Raw genomic sequence first — 23,552 nt, 5'->3', positions numbered from 1 at the left:
AGTGTCAGCGCCCTCGCCCTATTCGTCCGACCGCCCGCCTGACGATCTCCAGGTACTCCGCCTCCTCGCACCCCGGCCTGCCGCCCGGCCGATAGGTGTCCAGCACGTCGTCCGGGTGCTCCCCCAGGTCCTCTTCGGGCAGTTCGTCCAGGAGTTCCTCCCACGCCCGGGCGTCGCACGCCTCGGCGGAGGTCCGCACGGTGAAGCGGCGCCGCGCTGTGCGGGAGCGCCGGAACGGCAGCGGCATACGGATCCCCTCCGGAGCGGTGGGTGGTACGCGGGCCCCGCCGGAGCGGGCAGGAGCCCGCACGGCGGGTGCACACACATGGAGCAAGCGCGCGAATGCGGTCAACGTATCCGCGCCGGGCCGCCACGTACACCCCCCTCGCACGCACATCTGTGCTGCTGATCACATGGGAACGGCCGTGAGACCGGCCGCGCGCGGCCCGACAATGGGCCCGTGTCCACCCCCGTCACCGCCCCCGGGCCCTCCGCCGCGTCCGGTGCCCTGTCGCAGCAGCGCCGCGGCCGGCCGTCCGACGCGAGCCCCTTCGTCGACCTGGGACGGGCCGAGTGGAGCGCCCTGCGGGAGAAGACCCCGCTGCCCCTGACCGCCGCGGAGGTGGAGGAGCTGCGCGGGCTCGGCGACGTCATCGACCTCGACGAGGTGCGGGACGTCTACCTGCCGCTGTCCCGGCTGCTCAACCTCTACGTCGGCGCCACCCACGGGCTGCGCGGCGCGCTCAACACCTTCCTGGGCGACGCGGGCGGCGGGCACGGCGCCCAGCGCGGCACCCCGTTCGTCATCGGGGTCGCCGGCAGCGTCGCGGTCGGCAAGTCCACGGTGGCCCGGCTGCTGCGGGCGCTGCTGGCCCGCTGGCCCGAGCACCCGCGTGTGGAGCTGGTGACCACGGACGGCTTCCTGTTCCCGAACGCGGAGCTGCACCGGCGCGGGCTGATGTCGCGCAAGGGCTTCCCCGAGTCCTACGACCGCCGGGCCCTCACGCGGTTCGTCGCGGACGTCAAGTCGGGCCGGGAGGAGGTCACCGCCCCCGTCTACTCGCACCTGATCTACGACATCGTCCCCGGCGAGGTGCTGACGGTGCGCCGCCCCGACATCCTGATCGTCGAGGGCCTCAACGTCCTCCAGCCGGCCCTGCCGGGCAAGGACGGCCGCACCCGGCTGGCCGTGGCCGACTACTTCGACTTCTCCGTCTACGTGGACGCGCGCACCGAGGACATCGAGCGGTGGTACCTGGGCCGCTTCCGCAAGCTGCGCGAGACGGCCTTCCAGAACCCGTTCTCCTACTTCCGCAGGTACACGCAGGTGTCGGAGGAGGAGGCGCTGGACTACGCGCGCGGGATCTGGCGGACGATCAACCGCCCGAACCTGGAGGAGAACATCGCCCCGACCCGGGGTCGCGCCGGCCTGATCCTGCGCAAGGGGCCGGACCACAAGGTCCAGCGCCTGTCGCTGCGCAAGCTCTGACCGGGCGTCGGACGCGCGCCGGCCCGCACCGCGCCGACCCGCACCGGAGGAACGGGAGGCGGGGGCGGCCACCGGCCGCCCCCGCCTCCCGCCGTCGTACCGGGCCGCGCGCTCCGGCGCGGACCGCACCGGACGTCAGCCCAGCGCCGACTTGACCTCGTCCGCCAGCCGCTCCGCCACCGCACGGGCCTGTTCGAGATCGGCCGCCTCGACCATCACCCGCACCAGCGGCTCCGTGCCGGAGGAGCGCAGCAGCACCCGGCCGGTCTCGCCCAGCTCCTTCTCCGCCTGGTTCACGGCGGTGGCCAGCCGGGCCGAGGAGCCGACCCGGGTCTTGTCCACGTCCCGCACGTTGATCAGCACCTGCGGCAGCCGCCGCATGACGCCCGCCAGCTCCGCCAGGGGCCGGCCGGTGGCGGCCACCCGCGCGGCCAGCATCAGACCGGTCAGGGTGCCGTCGCCGGTGGTGGCGTGGTCCAGGGCGATCACGTGCCCGGACTGCTCGCCGCCCAGCGAGTAGCCGCCGCGCTTCATCTCCTCCAGCACGTAGCGGTCGCCGACCGCCGTCTGGAGCAGCTCCACGCCCTCGCGCTCCATCGCCAGCTTGAAGCCCAGGTTGGACATCACCGTGGCCACCACGGTGTTCCCCCGCAGCGTCCCGGCCTCCTTCATCCCCAGGGCCAGCACGCTGAGGATCTGGTCGCCGTCGACGTCGTTGCCGTCCGCGTCCACGGCCAGGCAGCGGTCGGCGTCGCCGTCGTGGGCCACGCCCAGGTCGGCGCCGTGCTCGACGACGGCCGCGCGCAGGCCCTCCAGATGGGTGGAGCCGCAGCCGTCGTTGATGTTGAGCCCGTCGGGCTCGGTGGCGATGGTGACCACCTCGGCGCCCGCCCGCGCGAACGCCTCCGGGGAGACCCGCGCCGCCGCGCCGTGCGCGCCGTCGATGACGACCCTGAGCCCGTCGAGCCGGTTGGGCAGGACGCCGACGAGGTGGGCGACGTACTTGTCGAAGCCCTCGTCGTACTCCTTCACCCGGCCCACCCCGGCACCGGTCGGGCGGTCCCAGGGCTCGCCGGAGGCGTGCTCGCGGTAGGTCCGCTCGATGCGGTCCTCCAGCTCGTCGGCGAGCTTGTGGCCGCCGCGGGCGAAGAACTTGATGCCGTTGTCGGGCATGGGGTTGTGGCTGGCGGACAGCATCACGCCCAGGTCGGCGCCGAGCGCGCCGGTCAGGTACGCCACGGCCGGGGTCGGCAGCACGCCCACCCGCAGCACGTCCACGCCCGCGCTGGCCAGCCCGGCCACCACAGCGGCCTCCAGGAACTCCCCGGACGCGCGCGGATCACGTCCGACCACCGCCACCGGGCGATGGCCCTTGAACGTGCCCGCCTCGGCGAGCACGTGCGCCGCCGCGACCGACAGACCGAGCGCCATTTCGGCGGTCAGGTCGGCGTTGGCGACTCCGCGCACACCGTCCGTACCGAAGAGTCGTCCCACCGTGGTTCCTCCGAGTTCCGAGCTGAGCTCTCCGGGCCTGCCGCGGGCCCGGTCCATCCAGATATACGCCCCTTGGCGGCGGATGCGGCACGGCCGTACGCCCGGCATGCCGACGGTCGCCCCACCGGACGCGCCGGCCCGGGGGTGAGCGACGGCCCGAAGACGAGCGCCCCGACGCACCGTGACGGTGCTGTCGGGGCGCTCGTCAGCGGATCCCAGGGGTTCCAGCGGACAGCCGGGCGCGGATCAGCGCTTGCTGTACTGGGTGCCCTTGCGGGCCTTCTTCAGACCGGCCTTCTTCCGCTCGACCGCGCGGGCGTCGCGGGTCAGGAAGCCGGCCTTCTTCAGCGGGCCGCGGTTGTTCTCCACGTCCGCCTCGTTCAGGGCGCGGGCCACGCCCAGGCGCAGCGCGCCGGCCTGGCCGGAGACGCCGCCGCCGCTGATGCGGGCGACGACGTCGTAGCGGTTGTCCAGCTCCAGAACCTTGAACGGCTCGTTGACTTCCTGCTGGTGCACCTTGTTCGGGAAGTAGGCCTCCAGGGTGCGGCCGTTGATCTTCCACTGGCCGCTGCCCGGCACGATGCGCACGCGGGCGATGGCGTTCTTCCGGCGCCCGGTGCCGGCGCCCGGCTGGGGCTCACCGAAACGGGACGCGAGGGACTCGGTGGTGTACTCCTCGACGCCCTCGGGGGTCTCGGTGGTGTACTGCTCGACCTCTTCGATCGGGGTCTCGGCGGTGGTCTCGGCCACGGTTCTCCTCAGCTCTCTTCAGTCTTGGTTGTGGCCGGACTACTGCGCGACCTGGGTGATCTCGAACGGGACCGGCTGCTGGGCGGCGTGCGGGTGGTTCTCGCCCGCGTAGACCTTCAGCTTCGAGAGCATCTGGCGGCCCAGGGAGTTCTTCGGGAGCATGCCCTTGATGGCCTTCTCCACGGCCTTCTCCGGGTTGTTCTTCAGCAGGTCGTCGTAGCGGACGGACCGCAGACCGCCGGGGTAGCCGGAGTGGCGGTAGGCCAGCTTCTGGGTCCGCTTGTTGCCGGAGAGGTGCACCTTGTCGGCGTTGATGATGATGACGAAGTCACCAGCGTCAACGTGCGGCGCGTACACCGGCTTGTGCTTGCCCCTCAGAAGGGTGGCGGCCTGGGAGGCCAGACGGCCCAGGACGACGTCGGTGGCGTCGATGACGTGCCACTGGCGCTGGACGTCGCCGGGCTTGGGGCTGTACGTACGCACGGTCGTAGCCTTCGCTTCTTCAGTGAGTGTTTCCTGACAAGGTCACCGGAGATCACGACAGCCCTGACCTCGCGCCGGTGACGCAAGCCGATGCGGGTCGCTGGTCATCGTCCTGGTGGACCAGGCGTAGCGGCCTCTCACGTGAGAACGAGCAAGCCAATACGCACAACGAACCAGCAGGATACCGGCCGTCCTCCGCATGGGTCAAAACGCCCCTCGCCGAGCGCCCCCGCGCCCTCCCGCGAACCCCCTCAGCGCGCCCGCGCCACCCGCCCCTCGCCCCTCCCCCATGGCCCTCCGGGCATGGGAGGTGCCCCCATGGGCTCCGGCGCCTCCCGCACCCTGCCGTCCGCGCCGAAGACCAGGAAGCGGTCGAAGGAGCGGGCGAACCAGCGGTCGTGCGTCACCGCCAGCACCGTCCCCTCGTACGCCTCCAGCCCCTGCTGGAGCGCCTCGGCGCTCTCCAGGTCCAGGTTGTCGGTCGGCTCGTCCAGCAGCAGCGCCGTCGATCCGGCCAGCTCCAGCAGCAGGATCTGGAAGCGGGCCTGCTGGCCGCCCGAGAGCTTCCCGAAGGGCTGCTCCGCCTGGCGGTCCAGCTCGTAGCGGCGCAGCGCGGACATCGCCGCGCCCCGGTCCTTCGCGTGCTCGGTCCACAGGACGTCCAGCAGGGTGCGGCCCTCCGGCTCCGGGTGGATGGGGGCACCTCCCGGCGGTAGCCGGGCGTGCGTCTGGGCGAAGTGGCCCGGCACCACCCGCGCGCCCAGCTTCCACTCGCCGGTGTGGGCGACGTCACCGCCGGCCAGCAGCCGCAGGAAGTGCGACTTGCCCGACCCGTTCGAACCGAGCACCGCGACCCGCTCGCCGTAGAAGACCTCCAGGTCGAAGGGTTTCATCAGCCCGGTCAGCTCCAGCCCGGAGCAGGTGACCGCCCGCACCCCGGTGCGTCCGCCGCGCAGCCGCATCCGGATGTCCTGCTCGCGCGGCGGCTCCTGCGGAGGGCCCGCCTCCTCGAACTTCCGCAGCCGGGTGCGGGCCGCCTGGAGCCGGGAGGCCAGCCCGTCGTTGTAGGCGGCCTTCTGCTTGAGGGTGTTCACCAGTTTCCTCAGCTGCGCGTGCTGCTCGTCCCAGCGCCGCCGCAGCTCCTCGAAGCGGGCGAAGCGCTCCTTGCGGGCCTGGTGGTAGGTGGCGAAGCCGCCACCGTGCACCCACACGTCCGATCCGGCCGGGCCCGGCTCCACGCTGACGATCTTCTGTGCCGCCCGCGCCAGCAGCTCCCGGTCGTGGGAGACGAACAGGACCGTCTTGCGGGTCTCGCCCAGCCGCTCCTCCAGCCAGCGCTTGCCGGGGACGTCCAGGTAGTTGTCCGGTTCGTCCAGCAGCAGCACCTCGTCCGGGCCGCGCAGCAGCGCCTCCAGCACCAGCCGTTTCTGCTCGCCGCCCGACAGGGTCCGCACCTGCCGCCACTGCGCCTTGTCGTAGGGGACGCCGAGCGCGGCGGTGGTGCACACGTCCCAGGCGGTCTCGGCCTCGTAGCCGCCGGCCTCCGCCCAGTCCGCGAGGGCCTGCGCGTACGCCATCTGGGCGGCCTCGTCGTCGACCTCCATGATCTTCAGCTCGGCGGCGTCCACCGCCCGCGCCGCTTCCCGCACACGCGGCCGGGACACCGACACCAGCAGATCGCGCACCGTACGCTCGTCCCGCACCGAGCCCACGAACTGCGGCATCACCCCGAGCCCGCCGCCGACGGTCACCGTGCCGCCGTGCGGCTTCAGCTCACCGGCGATCAGCCGCAGCAGCGTCGTCTTCCCGGCCCCGTTGGCGCCCACCAGGGCCACCACCGAGCCCTCCCCCACCCGGAACGAGACGTCGCCCAGCAGCACCCTCCCGTCGGGCAGGTAGTACTCCAGGTGCGCGGCCTCGACGTGTCCCATCCCCCGACTGTGACCGCGCCGACGGCCCCGCGGCAAGCGAATAAGATGCGGGGCATGAGCTTTGGGCAGGGGGGACCGGGCTGGGGCCCGGGAGGACCGTCGGGGCCGTCCGGCCCGCCGGGGCCGTTCGGACGGCCGGGGCCTTCAGGACCACCCGGGCCGTCGGACCCGTCCACACCGGACTGGGCGGCGCTGGCCGAGCGGAGCGAGCGCGCCCGCGCCCGGCGCCGCCGCTGGCTGGTGATCGGCGGCGGGGCGGTGGCCACGGCCGTCGTCGCCGCGATCGTGGCGGTCGCCGTCGTCAACGAGGGCGGCTCGGGCTCCGGACCCTCCGCCGCCGCCTCCTCCTCGAACTCCCCGACGCCGTCGGCCGCCGAGGCGCCGCCCGGACCGGAGCAGCCTGAGCCCACCTTCTCCTCCGAGCCCCCTCCCCCGCCGCCGGACCCGCGGAACTTCCTCTCCAGCGCCGAGAAGGACACCGCCCCGCTCGGCGCGGACACGCTCTTCCCCGGCGACTCGATGAAGGCCAACGGCCGCACCTACGACAAGGGCGCCACGGCCTCCACCGAGAGCTGCGCGTCCGGCACCCAGGGCGCGCTCGGCGCGGTGCTGACGGGCAACGGCTGCCGCGAGCTGATCCGGGTGACGTACATGCGCGAGGGGGTGGCGGTCACCGTCGGCGTCGCGGTCTTCGACGACGCCGGGGCCGCGCGGAAGGCCAAGGAGCAGTCCCGGCCCAACGTCGCCTCGCTGCCCGGATCGGGCGTGCCCACCTTCTGCCGGGGCGGCGTGACGTGCCGCACCTCCGCCAACGCGCTGGGCCGCTACGCGTACTTCACCATCTCCGGCTACACCAGCGGCAAGGACGTCACCGCCTCCGAGACCGCCGCCCGCCGGGCCGGGCTGGACGCCGCCGACTTCGCCTTCGCCCGCATCCTCGAGCGCGGCCGGGAGCAGGCGGCGGCCTCGGTCACGGGCGGCTGACGGAACGCCGTGCCGCCCCGGGCCCGTCCCGGGGCGGCACGGGGACGTCAGTCCCGCGACGTCAGTCCCGCTGGGCCCCCGGCGGGAGCGTGCGCAGGGTCACCTTGGTGGCCGTCTTCTGCTTGAAGGACCAGTCGAGCATCCTCGTCGCGTCCCGGTACCGGTCGGAGCTGTTGAGTACCACGCCGACGACCGTGCGCTTGTCACGCGTCGCCGCGAAGACCAGGCAGGGGCCGGCCTTGGAGCCCGTACCGGTCTTGATGCCGATCACGCCCTTGTACGAGCCGAGCAGCTTGTTGGTGTTGTACCAGGTGTACGTGCGCCCGTTGGTCGCCTTCTGGACGGTCTTGGTCGCCTTGACCACCGTCTTGAACGTGGAGTTCGCCAGCGCGTGCCGCGCCAGCTTCGCCATGTCGCGGGGGGTCGAGTAGTTCTCGCCGCTCTTGGAGATGCCGTCGAAGGAGTCGAACTTCGTGTTCTTCATCCCCAGGTCGGCGGCCTTCTTGTTCATCTTGGAGATGAACGACTTGGTGCGGGCGGCCACCGTGCTCCCGCTGCCGAAGGTGTCCGCCAGCGCGTACGCCGCGTCGCAGCCGGAGGGCAGCATCATCCCGTACAGCAGCTGGCGCACCGTGAGCTTGTCGCCCGTCTTCAGGTCCGCGGTGCTGGCCCCGTACCTGGTCACGTAGTCGCGGTAGGCCTTCTTGACCGTGACCTTGCGGTCCAGGTCGACGCCCTTGGTGGTCACCACGACCGCCGCGGCCATGATCTTGGTCGTGCTGGCCATCTCGCGCCGGGTGTCGGCACCCTTGCCCCACAGGGTCTTGTTGGGACCGCTGTCCAGCAGGAAGGCGCCCTTGGCGGCTATCCCGGACGGTCCCCCGGCCGCCTGGGCGGGCGCCGCCGTCGGGCCCGCGAGGAGTACGGCGCCGGCGGCCGCCAGCACCACGCCCGCCCTGCGGATCCCCCTTGTGCGAAGTCTCAATGGATGCTCCGTCATCAGTGGTCGACGGGCCCGCACGGCGCGGGCCCGACTACTGGACGACCGAGCGGCGGCGGTGGTTGCCCACCGGAACCGGCCGACCCGTCAGCAGCACCCCGCCCCGGCCACCGCACCGGCGGCCGGGAGGGTGCGGCGGTTGCGCGCCTCGGCGTTGCGCGCGGCCAGCATCTCGTCGGCCGGGTAGCCGACCTCCTCCAGCGTCAGCCCGTGCGGCCGAACCACGTGCACCGCCGAGTCCCGCACCCCGGCCGCCAGCACCCGCCCCGGCCACGACGGCGGACGGTGGCCGTCACCGACGAAGAGCAGCGCGCCCACCAGCGAGCGCACCATGTTGTGGCAGAAGGCGTCGGCGACCACCCGGGCCTCCACGATGCCGTCGGGGCGGCGCCGCCAGTTCAGCTCCCTGAGCGTCCGTATGGTCGTCGCGCCCTCGCGCCGCTTGCAGTAGGCGGCGAAGTCGTGCTCCCCCAGCAGCCGTTCGGCCGCCTCGTTCATGGCCTCCACGTCCAGCGGCCAGTCGTGCCACAGGACGTGGCCGCGCTGGAGCGGGTCCACCCCTCCCGGGTGGTCGCAGACGCGGTAGGCGTAGCGCCGCCAGACCGCCGAGAAGCGCGCGTTGAAGTGGGGCGGGGCCTCACCGACGCGGTGCACCCGTACGTCGTGCGGCAGCCGCCCGGCCAGCCGGCGCAGCAGCCGCTCCCGGTGCGCCTCCCACAGCGCCGCGGGCAGATCGACGTGCGCCACCTGGCCGCGGGCGTGGACGCCCGCGTCGGTGCGGCCGGCGACCGTCAGCTCGAAGACCTCCTCCGAGCGGGTCACCACCCGCAGCGCGTCCTCCAGCTCGCCCTGCACGGTGCGCCGCCCGCGCTGCCGCGCCCAGCCGGAGAACTCCCTGCCGTCGTACGACAGGTCCAGCCGGACCCGTACGTACCCGGGCTCCACCTCGTCGCTCACACCGTGATCCTCTCGGAAAGCGCCTGAACGGCGGCGGACCCGCTCCCGGGAGGGGAGGCGGGTCCGCCGCGTCGTGCTCCGGGTGCCCCGGAGCGGAAGGAGCGCCTCAGGCGTCCTTCTTCTCCTCGGCCGGAGCCTCGGACTCACCGGCGGCCTCGGTCTCGGAGGCCTCGGACTTCTCCTCGGCCGGGGCCTCGGACTCGCCGGCGGCCTCGTCCTTCTTGAGGTCCTTCAGGGCCTCGTCGCCCGCGGCGTCCTTGGCGGAGCGCTTCGTGGCGGCCTCGGCCTCGCCGACGGCCTCCTGCTGCACCGTCAGGGCCTCCACCAGCTCGATGACCGCCATGGGCGCGTTGTCGCCGCGGCGGTTGCCGATCTTGGTGATGCGGGTGTAACCGCCGGGGCGGTTCTCGTAGCGCGGGCCGATCTCGGTGAAGAGCGTGTGCACGACGCTCTTGTCGAGGATCGTCCGCATCACCTGGCGGCGGTTGTGAAGGTCGCCCTTCTTCGCCTTGGTGATCAGACGCTCGGCCACCGGGCGCAGGCGGCGGGCCTTGGCCTCGGTGGTGGTGATGCGGCCGTGCTCGAAGAGGGCGGTGGCGAGGTTCGCCAGCATGGCCTTCTCGTGCGCGGCGCCGCCGCCGAGGCGGGCGCCCTTGGTGGGCTTCGGCATGGTTCTTCTCCTCGATGTCTGCACCGGCCGTATCAGGTACCGGTGTCAGTGTCCGTACGGGCTTGTGCCCGCCGGAGCCGGGGCGCGCGACCGCGGTCGTACGCTCGGTCGTACGCTCCGGAAAGCGTGGGCCGACCGGGCGCGGGCGGGTGCCGCGCCCGGTCGGGATGCCGGTGGGGACCGGCGTCAGTACCGCTCGGTGCCGGTCAGTACTGCTCGGTCTCGACGAAACCGGAGTCCGCGTCGTCGTCGGCGCCGAAGGCGTCCGCGGCGGCGGTCGGGTCGAATCCGGGCGGGCTGTCCTTGAGGGTCAGGCCCATGCCGGCCAGCTTCGCCTTGACCTCGTCGATCGACTTGGCGCCGAAGTTGCGGATGTCGAGCAGGTCCGCCTCGGAGCGGGCCACCAGCTCGCCCACCGAGTGGATGCCCTCGCGCTTGAGGCAGTTGTAGGAGCGGACGGTCAGCTCCAGCTCCTCGATCGGCAGGGCCAGGTCGGCGGCGAGCGCGGCGTCCGTCGGGGACGGGCCCATGTCGATGCCCTCGGCGTCGACGTTCAGCTCACGGGCCAGGCCGAACAGCTCGACCAGGGTCTTGCCGGCGGAGGCCATGGCGTCGCGCGGGCGCATGGACTCCTTGGTCTCGACGTCGACGATCAGCTTGTCGAAGTCGGTGCGCTGCTCGACACGGGTCGCCTCGACCTTGTAGGTGACCTTGAGGACCGGCGAGTAGATGGAGTCGACCGGGATGCGGCCGATCTCCTGGCCGGCCTGCTTGTTCTGCACGGCGGAGACGTAGCCGCGACCGCGCTCGACGGTCAGCTCCATCTCCAGCTTCCCCTTGCCGTTCAGCGTGGCGAGGACCAGGTCGGGGTTGTGCACCTCGACACCGGCCGGCGGGGCGATGTCGGCGGCGGTGACCAGACCCGGGCCCTGCTTGCGCAGGTACATCACGACCGGCTCGTCGTGCTCCGAGGAGACGACCAGGCTCTTGATGTTGAGGATCAGGTCGGTGACGTCCTCCTTGACGCCCGGCACGGTGGTGAACTCGTGCAGGACGCCGTCGATCCGGATGCTGGTCACGGCAGCACCGGGGATCGAGGACAGGAGCGTGCGGCGCAGGGAGTTTCCGAGGGTGTAGCCGAAACCCGGCTCCAGCGGTTCGATCACGAACCGGGAACGGAACTCGTCCACGACCTCTTCGGTCAGTGAGGGGCGCTGAGCGATCAGCATGGGGATGTGCCTCCAGTCTTCGGCAACCGCTATTTGATGCCGAGCACCGGGCGGGAGCCCGGTCGTCTACTGCAAGGGTACGGGCGGTGCGGCCCGTGCGGGCCGCACCGCCCGTGACCGTGAGCCGGTACTCCGGATTACTTGGAGTACAGCTCGACGATCAGCTGCTCCTGCACCTGGGTGTCGATCACCTGGCGCTCGGGCAGCGAGTGGACGAGGATCCGCATCTTCGACGGGATGGCCTCGAGCCACGCGGGCACGGTCTTGTCCCCGGCCTCCGCCTGCGCCACCTGGAAGGGGGTCAGGTTGCGGGAGGACTCGCGGACCTCGACGATGTCGTTGGGAACGACGCGGGCCGACGGGATGTCGGTCTTGCGGCCGTTCACCGTGATGTGCCCGTGGCGGACGAGCTGACGGGCGTGGTCGCGGGACTTGGCGAAGCCGGCCCGGTAGACCACGTTGTCCAGACGGGACTCCAGGATCTGGAGCAGGTTCTCGCCCGTCTTGCCCTGCTTGCGGTTGGCCTCGTTGAAGTAACCGCGGAACTGCTTCTCGAGGACACCGTAGATGCGGGCGGCCTTCTGCTTCTCACGCTTCTGCAGCAGGTACTCGCTGTCCTTGGTGCGCCCGCGTCCGTGCTCACCCGGGGGGTAAGGACGGATCTCGATCGGGCACTTCGCGCTCTCGCACTTGGCTCCCTTGAGGAAGAGCTTCTGCTTCTCCCGACGGCAACGCTTGCAGTCGGCCCCGGTGTAACGCGCCATGTTCGTGTATCTCCTACTTCAGCTGGATCAGACGCGGCGACGCTTCGGCGGGCGGCAGCCGTTGTGCGGGGTCGGGGTGACGTCCTGGATCGAACCCACCTCGAGGCCGGTGGCCTGGAGGGAGCGGATCGCGGTCTCACGGCCGGAGCCGGGACCCTTGACGAACACGTCGACCTTGCGCATGCCGTGCTCCTGCGCACGCCGGGCGGCCGACTCGGCGGCCATCTGCGCGGCGAACGGCGTCGACTTGCGCGAACCCTTGAAGCCCACGTGACCGGCGGAAGCCCAGGAAATCACGTTGCCGGTGGGGTCGGTGATGGAAACGATGGTGTTGTTGAACGTGCTCTTGATGTGAGCGTGCCCGTGGGCGACGTTCTTCTTCTCCTTGCGGCGCACCTTCTTGGCGCCGGCCGTACGGCCCTTCGGAGGCATAGAAAAATACTCCTATGGAGGTGGTCGGTCCTGCGATCCGGACCACTGGCGGTGTCCGGTGAGGACTACTTCTTGCCCGGCTTCTTCTTGCCGGCGATCGCGCGACGCGGGCCCTTGCGGGTGCGGGCGTTGGTGCTGGTGCGCTGGCCCCGGACGGGCAGGCCGCGGCGGTGGCGCAGACCCTGGTAGCTGCCGATCTCGACCTTGCGGCGGATGTCGGCCTGGATCTCGCGGCGGAGGTCACCCTCGGTGCGGATGTTGGCCTCGACATACTCGCGGATCCTGACGAGCTCTTCCTCGGTCAGGTCGCGGACGCGGGTGTCCGGGTTCACACCGGTGTTCGCAAGCGTCTGCTTGGAGAGCGTGCGACCGATGCCGAAGACATAGGTGAGAGCGACCTCCACGCGCTTGTCGCGCGGGAGGTCGACGCCTTCGAGGCGTGCCATGAACGTGGCTCCTGGTTTCGTTGGAGGTCTTCCGCAGCACCGTTCCCGTAGCGAGTACGAGCCGGGTCCCCGGCCTCCGTCCGGGGGTGTCGTCCCCACCGGCGTTAACAGGTGTCACGGCGGGGGGTCGGGTGTCTGCGTATCTACATGTCGCTTGCGTCGCGCGAAGAACCGCGAGAGGTGCGAGGCGTGGAGGTCTTGCGTCAGCCCTGGCGCTGCTTGTGGCGCAGGTTGTCGCAGATGACCATGACCCGGCCGTGGCGGCGGATCACCTTGCACTTGTCGCAGATCTTCTTGACGCTCGGCTTGACCTTCATGGGATGTGAGGTTCTCCGGGTCAGGCCACCACTCCGCACGGGCGGAGTGAGGGCGAGATCTACTTGTAGCGGTAGACGATCCGCCCGCGCGTCAGGTCGTAGGGAGACAGCTCCACCACGACACGGTCGTCGGGAAGGATACGGATGTAGTGCATCCGCATCTTGCCGCTGATGTGCGCGAGGACCTGGTGCCCGTTCTGGAGCTCCACCTTGAACATCGCGTTCGGGAGAGACTCGACGACGGTGCCCTCGATCTCGATGGCCCCTTGTTTTTTGGCCATGCTTGAGCGCTTCACCTTCCGGGATCGGCTACCTGGGTCAGCCCGTGGGTGCGCGCAGGCACACATGGACCGACGAGCCAGTCTACGGCACGGCTCCGGGAAAGACGAATCGGGGATGTATGCCCATCGTGGTAGATCTTTATGCGGTCCGGAGGAACTTCTCCGGGCTCACCGTCCGGCTCACCGCGGGACCGGTGGTGGTGCGGCCGGGGTGCGCGCTCCGTGCTCCACGGCACGCCGCGGCACTCCCCGGCGAGGGCGGACGGCGACCGGAGGGCTGCGGAGGCCCGGGGGCCGGGGGCCGGGGGCGGTCCGGTCAGTCCAGCGGGTCGGGGGCGGTGGTGACGCCGTACTCCGCCAGCTTCGCCCGGCCGCCGTCCGGCGCCGTCAGCACCAGCGGGCCCTGCTCGGTCAGCGCGACGGAGTGCTCCCAGTGGCAGGACCAGGTGCCGTCGTTCGTCTTGACCGTCCACTCGTCCTCGAGGACGTGGGTCTTGGCGGTGCCCAGGCTGACCATCGGCTCGATCGCCAGGCACATGCCCGGCACCAGCTTCGGGCCCCGGCCGCGCCGGCGGTCCACGTAGTTCAGCAGGTGCGGGTCCATGTGCATCTGGCTGCCGATGCCGTGGCCGCCGTAGTCCTCGATGATCCCGTAGCGGCCGGAGGCCGGGCGGGGCTGGCGGCGGATGTAGCCCTCGATCGCCTTGGAGATGTCCACCAGCCGGTTGCCCTTGCGCATCGCCGCGATGCCGGCCCACATCGACTCCTCGGTGACCCGGCTCAGCTCGTGCACCTCGGGCGCGTGGCCCTCGCCGACGAAGACGGTGATCGCCGCGTCGCCGTGCCAGCCGTCGACGATCGCGCCCGCGTCGATGGAGATGATGTCGCCCGACTCCAGCACCGTCTCCCGGTCGGGGATGCCGTGGACGACGACGTCGTTCACCGAGGTGCAGATGTTGCCGGGGAAGCCACCGTAGCCGAGGAAGTTCGGCTTGGCGCCGTGGTCGGCGAGCACCTTCGCGGCGACCTCGTCCAGGTCCTTGGTGGTCGCGCCGGGCACCGCGGCCCTGCGGCAGGCCGCGTGCATCGCGGCGACGACCAGCCCGGCCGCGCGCATCTTCGCGATCTGCTCGGGGGTCTTGATCTCCACCATGACGGCTGACGCCTTCCAGCTCGCGGTTGTCTGTGGCACATCCGGCCCGGCACGCTGCCGCCGGGCCCGTTCACTACACGATACGGCCGCGGTGCCCGCCCCGGGCACCGCGGCCTTCTCGCCGTTCCTCGCCGGGGTCAGGCCCCGGGCTGCCCGGCCGCGTGGCCGAGCGCCTCCATCGCACGCCGGGTGACCTCGGACACCTTGCCGAGCGCCGAGATCGTCACCACCAGGCCCTGGGCCTTGTAGTAGTCGATGATCGGCTCGGTCTCGGTGTGGTAGACCTCCAGGCGCTTGCGGACGGTGTCCTCACGGTCGTCCTCGCGCTGGTAGAGCTCGCCGCCGCAGACGTCGCAGACACCCTCGGTCTTCGGCGGGGTGTACACGACGTGGAAGATGTGGCCGCTGTCGTTGCGGCACATCCGCCGTCCCGCGATCCGCTTCACGACCTCGTCCTCGGGGACCTCCAGGTCCAGCACGGCGTTCAGCCGGGTGCCGGACTCGCGCAGGATGCCGTCCAGCGCCTCGGCCTGGCCGATGTTCCGCGGGAAGCCGTCGAGCAGGAAGCCGTCGGCGGCGTCGGGCTGCTCCATCCGGTCCCGGGCCATGCCGATGGTGACCTCGTCGGGTACGAGCTTGCCGGCCCGCATGTACTCCTGCGCCTTCTGCCCGAGCTGGGTGCCCTGGCTGATGTTCGCGCGGAAGAGGTCGCCTGTGGAGATGTGCGGAATGGACAGGTTCTCGGCCAGGTACGCGGCCTGCGTGCCCTTGCCCGCGCCAGGCGGTCCGACGAGGACGATTCGCATCAGCGGAGGAACCCTTCGTAATGGCGCTGCTGAAGCTGGCTCTCGATCTGCTTCACGGTCTCCAGACCGACACCCACGATGATCAGGATGCTGGTCCCGCCGAACGGGAAGTTCTGATTCGCGTTGAACAACACCAGCGCGACGGTGGGCACCAGAGCGATCAGACCCAGGTACAGCGAACCCGGCCACGTGATGCGGTTCAGCACGTAGCTCAGGTACTCCGCGGTGGGACGTCCGGCCCGGATGCCCGGGATGAAACCACCATACTTCTTCATGTTGTCGGCAACTTCTTCGGGGTTGAAGGAGATGGCGACGTAGAAGAAGGCGAAGAACACGATCAGCACGAAGTACGTGATGATGTAGTACGGGTGGTCACCCGTGACGAGGTGCCGGTTGATCCAGTCGGCCCAGCCCGCCTGCGACCCGCTGAACTGAACGATCAGCGCCGGGATGTAGAGCAGGGACGAGGCGAAGATGACGGGGATCACACCCGCCTGGTTCACCTTCAGGGGGATGTAGGTGGAGGTGCCGCCGTAGGAGCGGCGCCCGATCATGCGCTTGGCGTACTGCACGGGGATGCGCCGCTGCGCCTGCTCGACGAAGACCACCAGGCCGACCATCGCCAGACCCGCGAGGAGCACCACGCCGAACTCGATCCAGCCGTCCGCCAGGTGGCCCTGCACCTTGATGGCCCACAGCAGACCCGGGAAGCCGGCGGCGATCGAGACGAACATCAGGATCGACATGCCGTTGCCGATGCCGCGGTCGGTGATCAGCTCACCCATCCACATGATCAGCGCGGTGCCGGCGGTCATGACGATCACCATGGTGATCGTGGTGAAGATGGAGTCGTCCGGGATGATCTGGTCACGGACGGTGCACTGCGCGAAGAGGCTGCCGCTGCGGGCCGTCGCCACCAGGCCGGTGGCCTGGAGCACGCCGAGCGCCACCGTCAGGTAGCGGGTGTACTGCGTGATCTTCGCCTGGCCGGACTGCCCCTCCTTCTTGAGGGCCTCCAGCCTCGGGATCACCACCACCAGCAGCTGCAGGATGATGCTCGCCGTGATGTAGGGCATGATCCCGAGCGCGAAGATGGTCAGCTGCAGCAGCGCGCCACCACTGAACATGTTGACCAGGCCGAAGAGGCCGGCGCCGGCGCCCTCGGCCTCCTTCACGCACTGGTTGACGTTCTCGAAGCTGACACCCGGGACGGGGATGTGTGCTCCGAGGCGGAAGAGCACCATGATGCCGAGGGTGAACAGCAGCTTCTTGCGCAGGTCGGGCGTCTTGAACGCCCGGGCGAACGCGGTGAGCACGGTGCCTCCTGCGCCCCCCGCGTCGCACGCGAGAGGTTACGGTCGTGAGGATCAACGGATAAAACGGTTCAGATTCCACAGGAGGGGTCCTGTGGAGGTCAATAACGCACGACACCTTACCGGCGACCGTGCCCCCCTTGGAACGACCAACCGGGGACGCCCGTTCCTGGGCGCCCCCGGTTGCTCAGTTCACCGTGCTCAGACGAGCTCGGTGACGGTGCCTCCGGCAGCGGTGATCTTCTCCTTGGCGGAGCCGGAGACCTTGTCCACGGTCACCTGCAGCGCCACGGAGATCTCTCCGTTGCCCAGCACCTTCACGAGCTGGTTCTTGCGAACCGCACCCTTGGCGACCAGGCCCTCGACGGTGACCTCGCCACCCTCGGGGTACAGGTCCGCCAGCTTGTCCAGGTTCACGACCTGGTACTCGGTGCGGAAGGGGTTCTTGAAGCCCCTGAGCTTGGGCAGCCGCATGTGCAGCGGCATCTGCCCGCCCTCGAAGCTCTCCGGAACCTGGTAACGGGCCTTGGTGCCCTTGGTGCCACGACCGGCGGTCTTGCCCTTGGACGCCTCACCACGACCGACGCGGGTCTTGGCGGTCTTGGCGCCCGGGGCGGGCCGGAGGTTGTGGACCTTCAGCGGCTTCTGCTCCGCCATGTCAGTCGACCTCCTCGACCGTCACGAGGTGGCGGACGGTCTGCACCATGCCGCGGATCTCGGGACGGTCCTCCTTGACGACCGAGTCGTTCACTCGCCTGAGGCCGAGGGAACGCAGGGTGTCGCGGTGGTTCTGCTTGCTGCCGATGTAGGACTTGGTCTGGGTGACCTTCAGGCGTGCCATCAGGCGCTCACCCCAGCCCGCGCCCGCAGCAGAGCGGCGGGAGCAACGTCCTCCAGCGGCAGGCCGCGGCGGGCGGCGATCTCCTCGGGGCGCTGCAGGCCCCGCAGAGCGGCCACCGTGGCGTGCACGATGTTGATCGGGTTCGACGAGCCGAGGGACTTGCTCAGCACGTCGTGGATGCCCGCGCACTCCAGCACGGCGCGCACCGGGCCACCGGCGATCACACCGGTACCGGGCGAGGCCGGCTTGAGCAGCACGACGCCCGCGGCCTCCTCACCCTGGATCGGGTGGGGGATGGTGCCCTGGATCCGGGGGACCTTGAAGAAGTGCTTCTTGGCCTCCTCCACACCCTTGGCGATGGCGGCCGGCACCTCCTTGGCCTTGCCGTAACCGACACCCACGGTGCCGTCACCGTCGCCCACCACGACCAGCGCGGTGAAGCTGAAGCGACGACCACCCTTCACAACCTTGGCGACGCGGTTGATCGCGACGACCCGCTCGACGTACGCGGTCTTCTCGGCGGCCGCGCCACCGTCCCGCCGGTCCCGTCGGTCCCGCCGCTCGCCGCCACCGGCGCCGCCACCGCGGCGCTGGGGTCCAGCCATTGGAATTACCTCTCTCTATGCGTCCGCTTGCGTGGGGACCGGCTCAGAACCTGAGCCCGGCCTCGCGGGCGGCGTCGGCCAGGGCGGCGATCCGCCCGGCGTACTTGTTGCCGCCGCGGTCGAACACGACGGCCTCGATGCCCGCGGCCTTGGCGCGCTCGGCGACCAGGGACCCGACCTGCTTGGCCAGGGCGGTCTTGTCGCCCTCGGCGCCGCGGATCGAGCTGTCCAGCGTCGACGCCGAGGCCAGCGTGTGGCCCGCGATGTCGTCGATGACCTGCGCCACCATGTGACGGTTGGAGCGCGTCACCACCAGGCGCGGACGCTCGGGGGTGCCCGACACCTTCTTGCGGACGCGGATGTGGCGCCGCTTGACAGCGGCGGCCTTGCGCGCGCTGCCCTTCGCGATCTTCACACCGTATGCCATGGCTTACTTACCAGCCTTTCCGACCTTGCGGCGGATGACCTCGCCCGCGTACTTCACGCCCTTGGCCTTGTACGGGTCGGGCTTGCGCAGCTTGCGGATGTTCGCGGCGACCTCGCCGACCTTCTGCTTGTCGATGCCCTCGACGCTCAGCCTGGTCGGGGACTCCACCTTGAAGGAGATGCCCTCGGGAGCCTTCACCGTGATCGGGTGGCTGTAGCCCAGGGAGAACTCCAGGTCGGAGCCCTTCGCCTGGACGCGGTAACCGACACCGCTGATCTCGAGCTGCTTGCTGTACCCCTGGGTCACGCCAGTGATCATGTTCGCCACCAGCGTGCGGGACAGACCGTGCAGGGCCTTGTTCCGGCTCTCGTCGTTCGGGCGGGTGACGTTGATGACGCCGTCCTCACCCTTGGCGACCTCGATGGGCGCGGCGACGGTGTGCGAAAGGTTGCCCTTGGGCCCCTTCACGTTGACCGTCCGGCCATCGATGGTGACGTCCACACCGGCGGGAACCTGGATGGGGAGCTTGCCGATACGCGACATGAGCTTTACCTCCGTTCCCTTCCGTTACCAGACGTAGGCGAGGACTTCCCCACCCACGCCCTTCTTCTGAGCCTGCTTGTCGGTGAGGAGCCCGTGGGAGGTGGAGATGATCGCCACTCCCAGGCCGCCGAGCACCTTCGGCAGGTTGGTGGACTTTGCGTAGACCCGCAGACCCGGCTTGCTGATCCGCTTGATGCCGGCGATCGAACGCTCGCGGTTCGGACCGAACTTGAGCTCCAGGACGAGGTTCTTGCCCACCGGGGCGTCCTCGACCTTCCATCCGGTGATGTAACCCTCCTGCTGGAGGATCTCCGCGATGTGCGACTTGATCTTGCTGTGCGGCATCACGACGGTGTCGTGGTAAGCCGAGTTCGCGTTTCGCAGACGCGTCAGCATGTCTGCGATCGGATCGGTCATGGTCATGTGATGGCCTTCGGCCTCTCTCGCCGGGGTTTCCTGTCTGCTCCGTCCCTCTCCCCGTACGCGGAACGCGACGGGACGGGTGCGGTGCGGGGACCTACGGCGTAGTAAGACGGTCATGGGCGGCGAGCGCCCAACCCACAAGCCTAGGGCACGCGGGGAGGGCGTTCGCCGGCCAGGATGCTCTTACCGAGAGTTCCTGCGGTCCGCTGGCGCGGACCTACCAGGAGCTCTTGGTGACGCCCGGCAGCTCGCCGCGGTGGGCCATCTCACGAAGGCACACACGGCACAGGCCGAACTTGCGGTAGACGGAGTGGGGTCGGCCGCAGCGCTGGCAGCGCGTGTACGCGCGCACCGAGAACTTCGGCTTGCGGGCGGCCTTGGCAATCAGAGCCTTCTTCGCCACGGCTCACGCCTCCTTGAAGGGGAATCCGAGGTGACGCAGCAGGGCGCGACCTTCCTCGTCGGTGTTCGCCGTGGTGACCACGGTGATGTCCATACCTCGGACCCGGTCGATCTTGTCCTGGTCGATCTCGTGGAACATGACCTGCTCCGTGAGACCGAAGGTGTAGTTGCCCCTGCCGTCGAACTGCTTCGGCGACAGACCGCGGAAGTCGCGGATGCGCGGCAGCGCGAGCGACAGCAGGCGGTCCAGGAACTCCCACATCCGGTCGCCCCGCAGGGTGACGTGGGCACCGATCGGCTGCCCCTCGCGCAGCTTGAACTGCGCGATGGACTTCCGGGCCTTGGTCACGGCCGGCTTCTGGCCGGTGATCGTGGCGAGGTCGCGGATGGCGCCCTCGATCAGCTTGGAGTCGCGGGCTGCCTCGCCCACACCCATGTTGACCACGATCTTGGTGAGACCGGGGATCTGCATGACGTTCTCGTACTTGAACTCGTCACGCAGCTTGCCCGCGATCTCCTCGCGGTAGCGCGCCTTCAGACGCGGCTGCACGTTCGTGGCGGTAGTCATCAGATGTCCTCACCGGTCCGCTTGGCAACGCGGATCTTGTTGCCGTTCTCGTCGAAGCGGTAACCGACGCGGGTGACGACCTTCTTGCCGTCCTTCTCCACGACGAGCTGAACGTTGCTCACGTGGATCGGGGCCTCGGTCGTCACGATGCCGCCGGTCTTCGAACCGCGAGCGGTCTGGCCGGCCTTGGTGTGCTTCTTGACCCGGTTGACACCCTCGACCAGGACACGGTCCTCGCGGGGGTAGGCCTCGATGACCTTGCCCTGCTTGCCCCTGTCCTTGCCGGTGATGACCTGGACCAGGTCGCCCTTCTTGATCTTCATCGGTTACAGCACCTCCGGCGCGAGGGAGATGATCTTCATGAACTTCTTCTCGCGCAGCTCACGGCCCACCGGGCCGAAGATACGGGTGCCGCGGGGGTCGCCGTCGTTCTTGAGGATGACGGCGGCGTTCTCGTCGAAGCGGATGTACGAGCCGTCGGGGCGGCGGCGCTCCTTGACGGTGCGCACGACGACGGCCTTGACGACGTCGCCCTTCTTCACGTTGCCACCGGGGATCGCGTCCTTGACGGTGGCGACGATGACGTCACCGATGCCCGCGTAGCGGCGGCCGGAGCCACCGAGAACACGGATGCAAAGGATCTCCTTCGCGCCCGTGTTGTCGGCGACACGCAGCCGCGACTCCTGCTGGATCACGTCTATCTCCTGATCGTCTGCCGGTTCCCGGCGGGTGCGCGCTCACCGCGCGCACCTCGCCGAGCCTGGCGGAACTCGTCCCGAGAAGGGATCTCGGGAATTACTTGGCCTTCTCGAGGATCTCGACGACGCGCCAGCGCTTCGTCGCGGACAGCGGCCGGGTCTCCATCAGGAGAACGCGGTCGCCGACACCCGCGGCGTTCTGCTCGTCGTGCGCCTTGAGCTTGTTCGTACGGCGGATGACCTTGCCGTACAGGGCGTGCTTGACGCGGTCCTCGACGGCGACGACAACGGTCTTGTCCATCTTGTCGCTGACGACCAGACCCTCACGGGTCTTGCGGAAGCCGCGGTTCTGCTCTGCAGTCTCAGTCACATTCGTCTCGCTCATCAGGCGCTCTCCACCGTCTCGATGCCGAGCTCGCGCTCACGCATCAGGGTGTAGATCCGGGCGATGTCCTTGCGGACGGCCTTCAGCCGGCCGTTGTTCTCCAGCTGTCCGGTCGCCGCCTGGAAACGGAGCTTGAACAGCTCCTCCTTGGCCTCGCGCAGCTTGACGACGAGCTCCTCGTCGCTGAGCTCGCGCAGCTCGCTCGCCTTGGTACCGGCCGCCATCACGACTCACCTGCCTCGCGCCGCACGATCCGGCACTTCATCGGAAGCTTGTGAGCAGCGCGGGTGAGCGCCTCACGAGCAATCTTCTCGTTCGGGTAGGACAGCTCGAACATCACCCGACCGGGCTTGACGTTCGCGACCCACCACTCCGGCGAACCCTTACCGGAACCCATGCGGGTCTCGGCGGGCTTCTTGGTCAGCGGACGGTCCGGGTAGATGTTGATCCACACCTTGCCGCCACGCTTGATGTGACGGGTCATGGAGATACGAGCTGCCTCGATCTGCCGGTTCGTCACGTAGGCAGCGGTCACGGCCTGGATGCCGTACTCGCCGAAAGCAACCTCGGTGCCGCCCTTGGCCATGCCCTTGCGCTTCGGGTGGTGCTGCTTGCGGTGCTTGACCCTGCGGGGGATCAGCATGACGGTCAGGCCTCCTTCCCGGCAGAGCCGGTGCTCTCGGCGGCCGGAGCGGCAGCGGTGCCCTCGGCGGCCTTGGGCGCCTCGGTCCGCTCCTGCTGCGGCTTGCGGCCGCGGCCGCCGCGCTCGCCACCGCGGCGCGGGCGGTCGTTGCCACCGCGCGACGGGCGGTTGCCGGCGCGGGCGGCGGCGTTCTCGGCGCGGACCTCGGCGATGTTCTTGACGTCGCCCTTGTAGATCCAGACCTTCACACCGATCCGGCCGAAGGTCGTCTTGGCCTCGAAGAAGCCGTAGTCGACGTTGGCGCGCAGGGTGTGCAGGGGGACCCGGCCCTCGCGGTAGAACTCGGAGCGGGACATCTCGGCGCCGCCGAGGCGGCCACCGCACTGGATCTTGATGCCCTTGGCGCCGGCCTTCATCGTGCTCTGCATCGACTTGCGCATCGCACGGCGGAAGGAGACGCGGGAGGACAGCTGCTCGGCGACGGCCTGGGCCACCAGCTGAGCGTCCGTCTCCGGGTTCTTCACCTCGAGGATGTTGAACTGGATCTGCTTGCCGGTCAGCTTCTCCAGCCGACCGCGGATGCGCTCCGCCTCGGCGCCGCGGCGGCCGATCACGATGCCCGGACGGGCGGTGTGAACGTCGACGCGGACGCGGTCACGGGTGCGCTCGATCTCCACCTTGGAGATGCCGGCCCGCTCCATGCCCTGCGTGAGCAGGCGGCGGATCTCGACGTCTTCCTTGATGTAGTCCTTGTACAGCTTGTCGGCGTACCAACGGGACTTGAAGTCCGTGGTGATGCCGAGCCGGAACCCGTGCGGGTTGACCTTCTGCCCCATTACCGGGTTCCTTCCTTGCTGCTGACGACCACCGTGATGTGGCTGGTCCGCTTACGGATCCGGTAGGCGCGGCCCTGGGCACGCGGCCGGAACCGCTTCAGGGTCGGGCCCTCGTCGACGTAGGCCTCGGAGATGTAGAGGCTGTCGACGTCCGTGTGGTCGTAGTTGTGCGCGGCGTTGGCGATGGCGCTGTCGAGCACCTTGCCGACGGGCACGCTCGCGGCCTGCGGGGCGAAACGCAGGACCGCCTGAGCCTCCGTGGCGTCCATGCCACGGATGAGGTCCACCACGCGGCGGGCCTTCATGGGCGTGACGCGGATGTACCGCGCCTGGGCCCTGGCTTCCATGGTTGTCCCTTCGGTGTCAGTCATAGGTCTTCGCTACTTCCGCAGATCAGCGACGACGCGACTTGCGGTCGTCCTTCTCGTGGCCGCGGAAGGTGCGGGTCGGCGCGAACTCGCCGAGCTTGTGGCCGACCATCGACTCGGTGACGAACACCGGGACGTGCTTGCGGCCGTCGTGCACCGCGATCGTGTGGCCCAGCATGGCCGGGACGATCATCGAGCGGCGGGACCAGGTCTTGATGACGTTCTTGGTGCCTGCGTCGTTCTGTGCGTCCACCTTCTTGATCAGGTGGTCGTCGACGAAAGGCCCCTTCTTGAGACTGCGCGGCATCGAAAAC

General features: G+C 69.8%; 35 protein-coding genes. 2 read left to right on the top strand and 33 right to left on the bottom strand.

Going from position 1 to position 23,552, the window contains the following annotated elements:
* Positions 1–4: 4 nt before the first annotated feature.
* On the bottom strand, positions 5–247 hold the full coding sequence (locus BMY40_RS17650; protein WP_093660653.1) for a hypothetical protein: 243 nt from the start codon (positions 245–247) through the stop codon (positions 5–7).
* A gap of 261 nt (positions 248–508) precedes the next feature.
* On the opposite strand from BMY40_RS17650, the gene coaA reads away from it, so the two are divergent.
* Positions 509–1,489 (top strand): type I pantothenate kinase, encoded by a 981-nt coding sequence (gene coaA / locus BMY40_RS17645; RefSeq protein ID WP_093660736.1) that lies wholly within the window; start codon positions 509–511, stop codon positions 1,487–1,489.
* 135 nt (positions 1,490–1,624) lie between these two features.
* On the opposite strand, the gene glmM is transcribed toward coaA, so the two are convergent.
* The 4 genes from glmM to BMY40_RS17625 form a co-directional block, all read right to left on the bottom strand.
* Complete coding sequence (gene glmM, locus BMY40_RS17640; RefSeq protein ID WP_093660651.1) at positions 1,625–2,983, bottom strand: phosphoglucosamine mutase; 1,359 nt, start codon at positions 2,981–2,983, stop codon at positions 1,625–1,627.
* A 246-nt stretch (positions 2,984–3,229) separates the two neighbouring features.
* Complete coding sequence (gene rpsI / locus BMY40_RS17635) at positions 3,230–3,733, bottom strand: 30S ribosomal protein S9 (RefSeq protein WP_093660649.1); 504 nt, start codon at positions 3,731–3,733, stop codon at positions 3,230–3,232.
* Positions 3,734–3,772: 39 nt separating this feature from the next.
* Entirely contained in the window at positions 3,773–4,216 is a 444-nt protein-coding gene (rplM, locus tag BMY40_RS17630) for a 50S ribosomal protein L13 (protein ID WP_093660647.1), read from the bottom strand.
* A 251-nt stretch (positions 4,217–4,467) separates the two neighbouring features.
* Positions 4,468–6,147: an ABC-F family ATP-binding cassette domain-containing protein gene (locus BMY40_RS17625; RefSeq protein ID WP_093660645.1), complete on the bottom strand. Its 1,680-nt coding sequence runs from the start codon at positions 6,145–6,147 to the stop codon at positions 4,468–4,470.
* Positions 6,148–6,201: 54 nt separating this feature from the next.
* Between BMY40_RS17625 and BMY40_RS17620 the strand changes: the two genes are divergently transcribed.
* A complete protein-coding gene (locus BMY40_RS17620) occupies positions 6,202–7,131 on the top strand; it encodes a hypothetical protein (protein WP_093660734.1) in 930 nt (309 codons plus the stop codon).
* 61 nt (positions 7,132–7,192) lie between these two features.
* Here BMY40_RS17620 and BMY40_RS17615 read toward each other — a convergent pair whose 3' ends face one another.
* The 28 genes from BMY40_RS17615 to rpsS form a co-directional block, all read right to left on the bottom strand.
* Positions 7,193–8,131, bottom strand: coding sequence for a D-alanyl-D-alanine carboxypeptidase family protein (locus tag BMY40_RS17615; protein ID WP_093660643.1), 939 nt, complete (start codon positions 8,129–8,131; stop codon positions 7,193–7,195).
* Between the two features lie 87 nt (positions 8,132–8,218).
* The gene (gene truA / locus BMY40_RS17610) at positions 8,219–9,088 is read right to left on the bottom strand and encodes a tRNA pseudouridine(38-40) synthase TruA (RefSeq protein WP_093660641.1); all 870 of its coding nucleotides are present in this window, start codon (positions 9,086–9,088) and stop codon (positions 8,219–8,221) included.
* A 106-nt stretch (positions 9,089–9,194) separates the two neighbouring features.
* A complete protein-coding gene (gene rplQ, locus BMY40_RS17605; protein WP_093660639.1) occupies positions 9,195–9,758 on the bottom strand; it encodes a 50S ribosomal protein L17 in 564 nt (187 codons plus the stop codon).
* A gap of 206 nt (positions 9,759–9,964) precedes the next feature.
* The gene (locus BMY40_RS17600) at positions 9,965–10,987 is read right to left on the bottom strand and encodes a DNA-directed RNA polymerase subunit alpha (RefSeq protein WP_093660637.1); all 1,023 of its coding nucleotides are present in this window, start codon (positions 10,985–10,987) and stop codon (positions 9,965–9,967) included.
* Between the two features lie 137 nt (positions 10,988–11,124).
* The gene (gene rpsD, locus BMY40_RS17595) at positions 11,125–11,751 is read right to left on the bottom strand and encodes a 30S ribosomal protein S4 (protein WP_093660635.1); all 627 of its coding nucleotides are present in this window, start codon (positions 11,749–11,751) and stop codon (positions 11,125–11,127) included.
* 27 nt (positions 11,752–11,778) lie between these two features.
* Positions 11,779–12,183 (bottom strand): 30S ribosomal protein S11, encoded by a 405-nt coding sequence (gene rpsK, locus BMY40_RS17590; RefSeq protein ID WP_004571845.1) that lies wholly within the window; start codon positions 12,181–12,183, stop codon positions 11,779–11,781.
* A 65-nt stretch (positions 12,184–12,248) separates the two neighbouring features.
* Entirely contained in the window at positions 12,249–12,629 is a 381-nt protein-coding gene (gene rpsM, locus BMY40_RS17585; RefSeq protein ID WP_093660633.1) for a 30S ribosomal protein S13, read from the bottom strand.
* 203 nt (positions 12,630–12,832) lie between these two features.
* Positions 12,833–12,946 (bottom strand): 50S ribosomal protein L36, encoded by a 114-nt coding sequence (gene rpmJ, locus BMY40_RS17580; RefSeq protein ID WP_003956441.1) that lies wholly within the window; start codon positions 12,944–12,946, stop codon positions 12,833–12,835.
* Between the two features lie 59 nt (positions 12,947–13,005).
* Entirely contained in the window at positions 13,006–13,227 is a 222-nt protein-coding gene (gene infA / locus BMY40_RS17575) for a translation initiation factor IF-1 (RefSeq protein WP_003948620.1), read from the bottom strand.
* A 316-nt stretch (positions 13,228–13,543) separates the two neighbouring features.
* Positions 13,544–14,380 carry a type I methionyl aminopeptidase gene (map, locus tag BMY40_RS17570; RefSeq protein ID WP_093660631.1) on the bottom strand — a complete coding sequence of 279 codons (837 nt, stop codon included), beginning with the start codon at positions 14,378–14,380 and terminating at the stop codon, positions 13,544–13,546.
* Between the two features lie 137 nt (positions 14,381–14,517).
* Positions 14,518–15,186, bottom strand: a complete 669-nt coding sequence (locus BMY40_RS17565; protein ID WP_093660629.1) for an adenylate kinase — start codon at positions 15,184–15,186, stop codon at positions 14,518–14,520.
* Entirely contained in the window at positions 15,186–16,502 is a 1,317-nt protein-coding gene (secY, locus tag BMY40_RS17560) for a preprotein translocase subunit SecY (RefSeq protein ID WP_093660627.1), read from the bottom strand. The genes BMY40_RS17565 and secY overlap by 1 nt, the downstream gene beginning before the upstream one ends.
* Positions 16,503–16,700: 198 nt before the next feature.
* Positions 16,701–17,156 carry a 50S ribosomal protein L15 gene (rplO, locus tag BMY40_RS17555; protein ID WP_093660625.1) on the bottom strand — a complete coding sequence of 152 codons (456 nt, stop codon included), beginning with the start codon at positions 17,154–17,156 and terminating at the stop codon, positions 16,701–16,703.
* 1 nt (position 17,157) lies between these two features.
* Positions 17,158–17,340, bottom strand: a complete 183-nt coding sequence (gene rpmD, locus BMY40_RS17550; RefSeq protein ID WP_093660623.1) for a 50S ribosomal protein L30 — start codon at positions 17,338–17,340, stop codon at positions 17,158–17,160.
* The gene (gene rpsE, locus BMY40_RS17545) at positions 17,340–17,945 is read right to left on the bottom strand and encodes a 30S ribosomal protein S5 (protein ID WP_093660621.1); all 606 of its coding nucleotides are present in this window, start codon (positions 17,943–17,945) and stop codon (positions 17,340–17,342) included. Before rpsE ends, rpmD begins: the two co-directional genes overlap by 1 nt.
* Before the next feature lie 43 nt (positions 17,946–17,988).
* Positions 17,989–18,372 (bottom strand): 50S ribosomal protein L18, encoded by a 384-nt coding sequence (rplR, locus tag BMY40_RS17540; protein ID WP_093660619.1) that lies wholly within the window; start codon positions 18,370–18,372, stop codon positions 17,989–17,991.
* A gap of 3 nt (positions 18,373–18,375) precedes the next feature.
* The gene (rplF, locus tag BMY40_RS17535; RefSeq protein WP_093660617.1) at positions 18,376–18,915 is read right to left on the bottom strand and encodes a 50S ribosomal protein L6; all 540 of its coding nucleotides are present in this window, start codon (positions 18,913–18,915) and stop codon (positions 18,376–18,378) included.
* Between the two features lie 24 nt (positions 18,916–18,939).
* On the bottom strand, positions 18,940–19,338 hold the full coding sequence (gene rpsH / locus BMY40_RS17530) for a 30S ribosomal protein S8 (RefSeq protein WP_093660615.1): 399 nt from the start codon (positions 19,336–19,338) through the stop codon (positions 18,940–18,942).
* Positions 19,339–19,555: 217 nt separating this feature from the next.
* Positions 19,556–19,741 (bottom strand): type Z 30S ribosomal protein S14, encoded by a 186-nt coding sequence (locus BMY40_RS17520; protein WP_014144326.1) that lies wholly within the window; start codon positions 19,739–19,741, stop codon positions 19,556–19,558.
* 3 nt (positions 19,742–19,744) lie between these two features.
* Positions 19,745–20,308, bottom strand: a complete 564-nt coding sequence (gene rplE, locus BMY40_RS17515; protein ID WP_093660611.1) for a 50S ribosomal protein L5 — start codon at positions 20,306–20,308, stop codon at positions 19,745–19,747.
* Positions 20,308–20,631, bottom strand: a complete 324-nt coding sequence (gene rplX, locus BMY40_RS17510; RefSeq protein WP_093660609.1) for a 50S ribosomal protein L24 — start codon at positions 20,629–20,631, stop codon at positions 20,308–20,310. Before rplX ends, rplE begins: the two co-directional genes overlap by 1 nt.
* Before the next feature lie 3 nt (positions 20,632–20,634).
* On the bottom strand, positions 20,635–21,003 hold the full coding sequence (gene rplN, locus BMY40_RS17505; RefSeq protein WP_055718836.1) for a 50S ribosomal protein L14: 369 nt from the start codon (positions 21,001–21,003) through the stop codon (positions 20,635–20,637).
* Positions 21,004–21,103: 100 nt separating this feature from the next.
* Positions 21,104–21,391, bottom strand: a complete 288-nt coding sequence (gene rpsQ, locus BMY40_RS17500; protein WP_093660607.1) for a 30S ribosomal protein S17 — start codon at positions 21,389–21,391, stop codon at positions 21,104–21,106.
* A complete protein-coding gene (gene rpmC, locus BMY40_RS17495; protein WP_031510591.1) occupies positions 21,391–21,615 on the bottom strand; it encodes a 50S ribosomal protein L29 in 225 nt (74 codons plus the stop codon). The genes rpsQ and rpmC overlap by 1 nt, the downstream gene beginning before the upstream one ends.
* Positions 21,615–22,034, bottom strand: a complete 420-nt coding sequence (rplP, locus tag BMY40_RS17490) for a 50S ribosomal protein L16 (protein WP_093660605.1) — start codon at positions 22,032–22,034, stop codon at positions 21,615–21,617. Before rplP ends, rpmC begins: the two co-directional genes overlap by 1 nt.
* A gap of 5 nt (positions 22,035–22,039) precedes the next feature.
* Positions 22,040–22,870: a 30S ribosomal protein S3 gene (gene rpsC / locus BMY40_RS17485; protein WP_093660603.1), complete on the bottom strand. Its 831-nt coding sequence runs from the start codon at positions 22,868–22,870 to the stop codon at positions 22,040–22,042.
* On the bottom strand, positions 22,870–23,217 hold the full coding sequence (rplV, locus tag BMY40_RS17480; RefSeq protein ID WP_028420772.1) for a 50S ribosomal protein L22: 348 nt from the start codon (positions 23,215–23,217) through the stop codon (positions 22,870–22,872). The genes rpsC and rplV overlap by 1 nt, the downstream gene beginning before the upstream one ends.
* Positions 23,218–23,263: 46 nt before the next feature.
* Entirely contained in the window at positions 23,264–23,545 is a 282-nt protein-coding gene (gene rpsS / locus BMY40_RS17475) for a 30S ribosomal protein S19 (RefSeq protein WP_093660601.1), read from the bottom strand.
* Positions 23,546–23,552 lie beyond the last annotated feature (7 nt).

Origin of the sequence: Streptomyces radiopugnans (assembly GCF_900110735.1) — a bacterium.
Taxonomy (GTDB): domain Bacteria; phylum Actinomycetota; class Actinomycetes; order Streptomycetales; family Streptomycetaceae; genus Streptomyces; species Streptomyces radiopugnans.
This window is presented reverse-complemented; position numbering and strand designations above follow the sequence as displayed.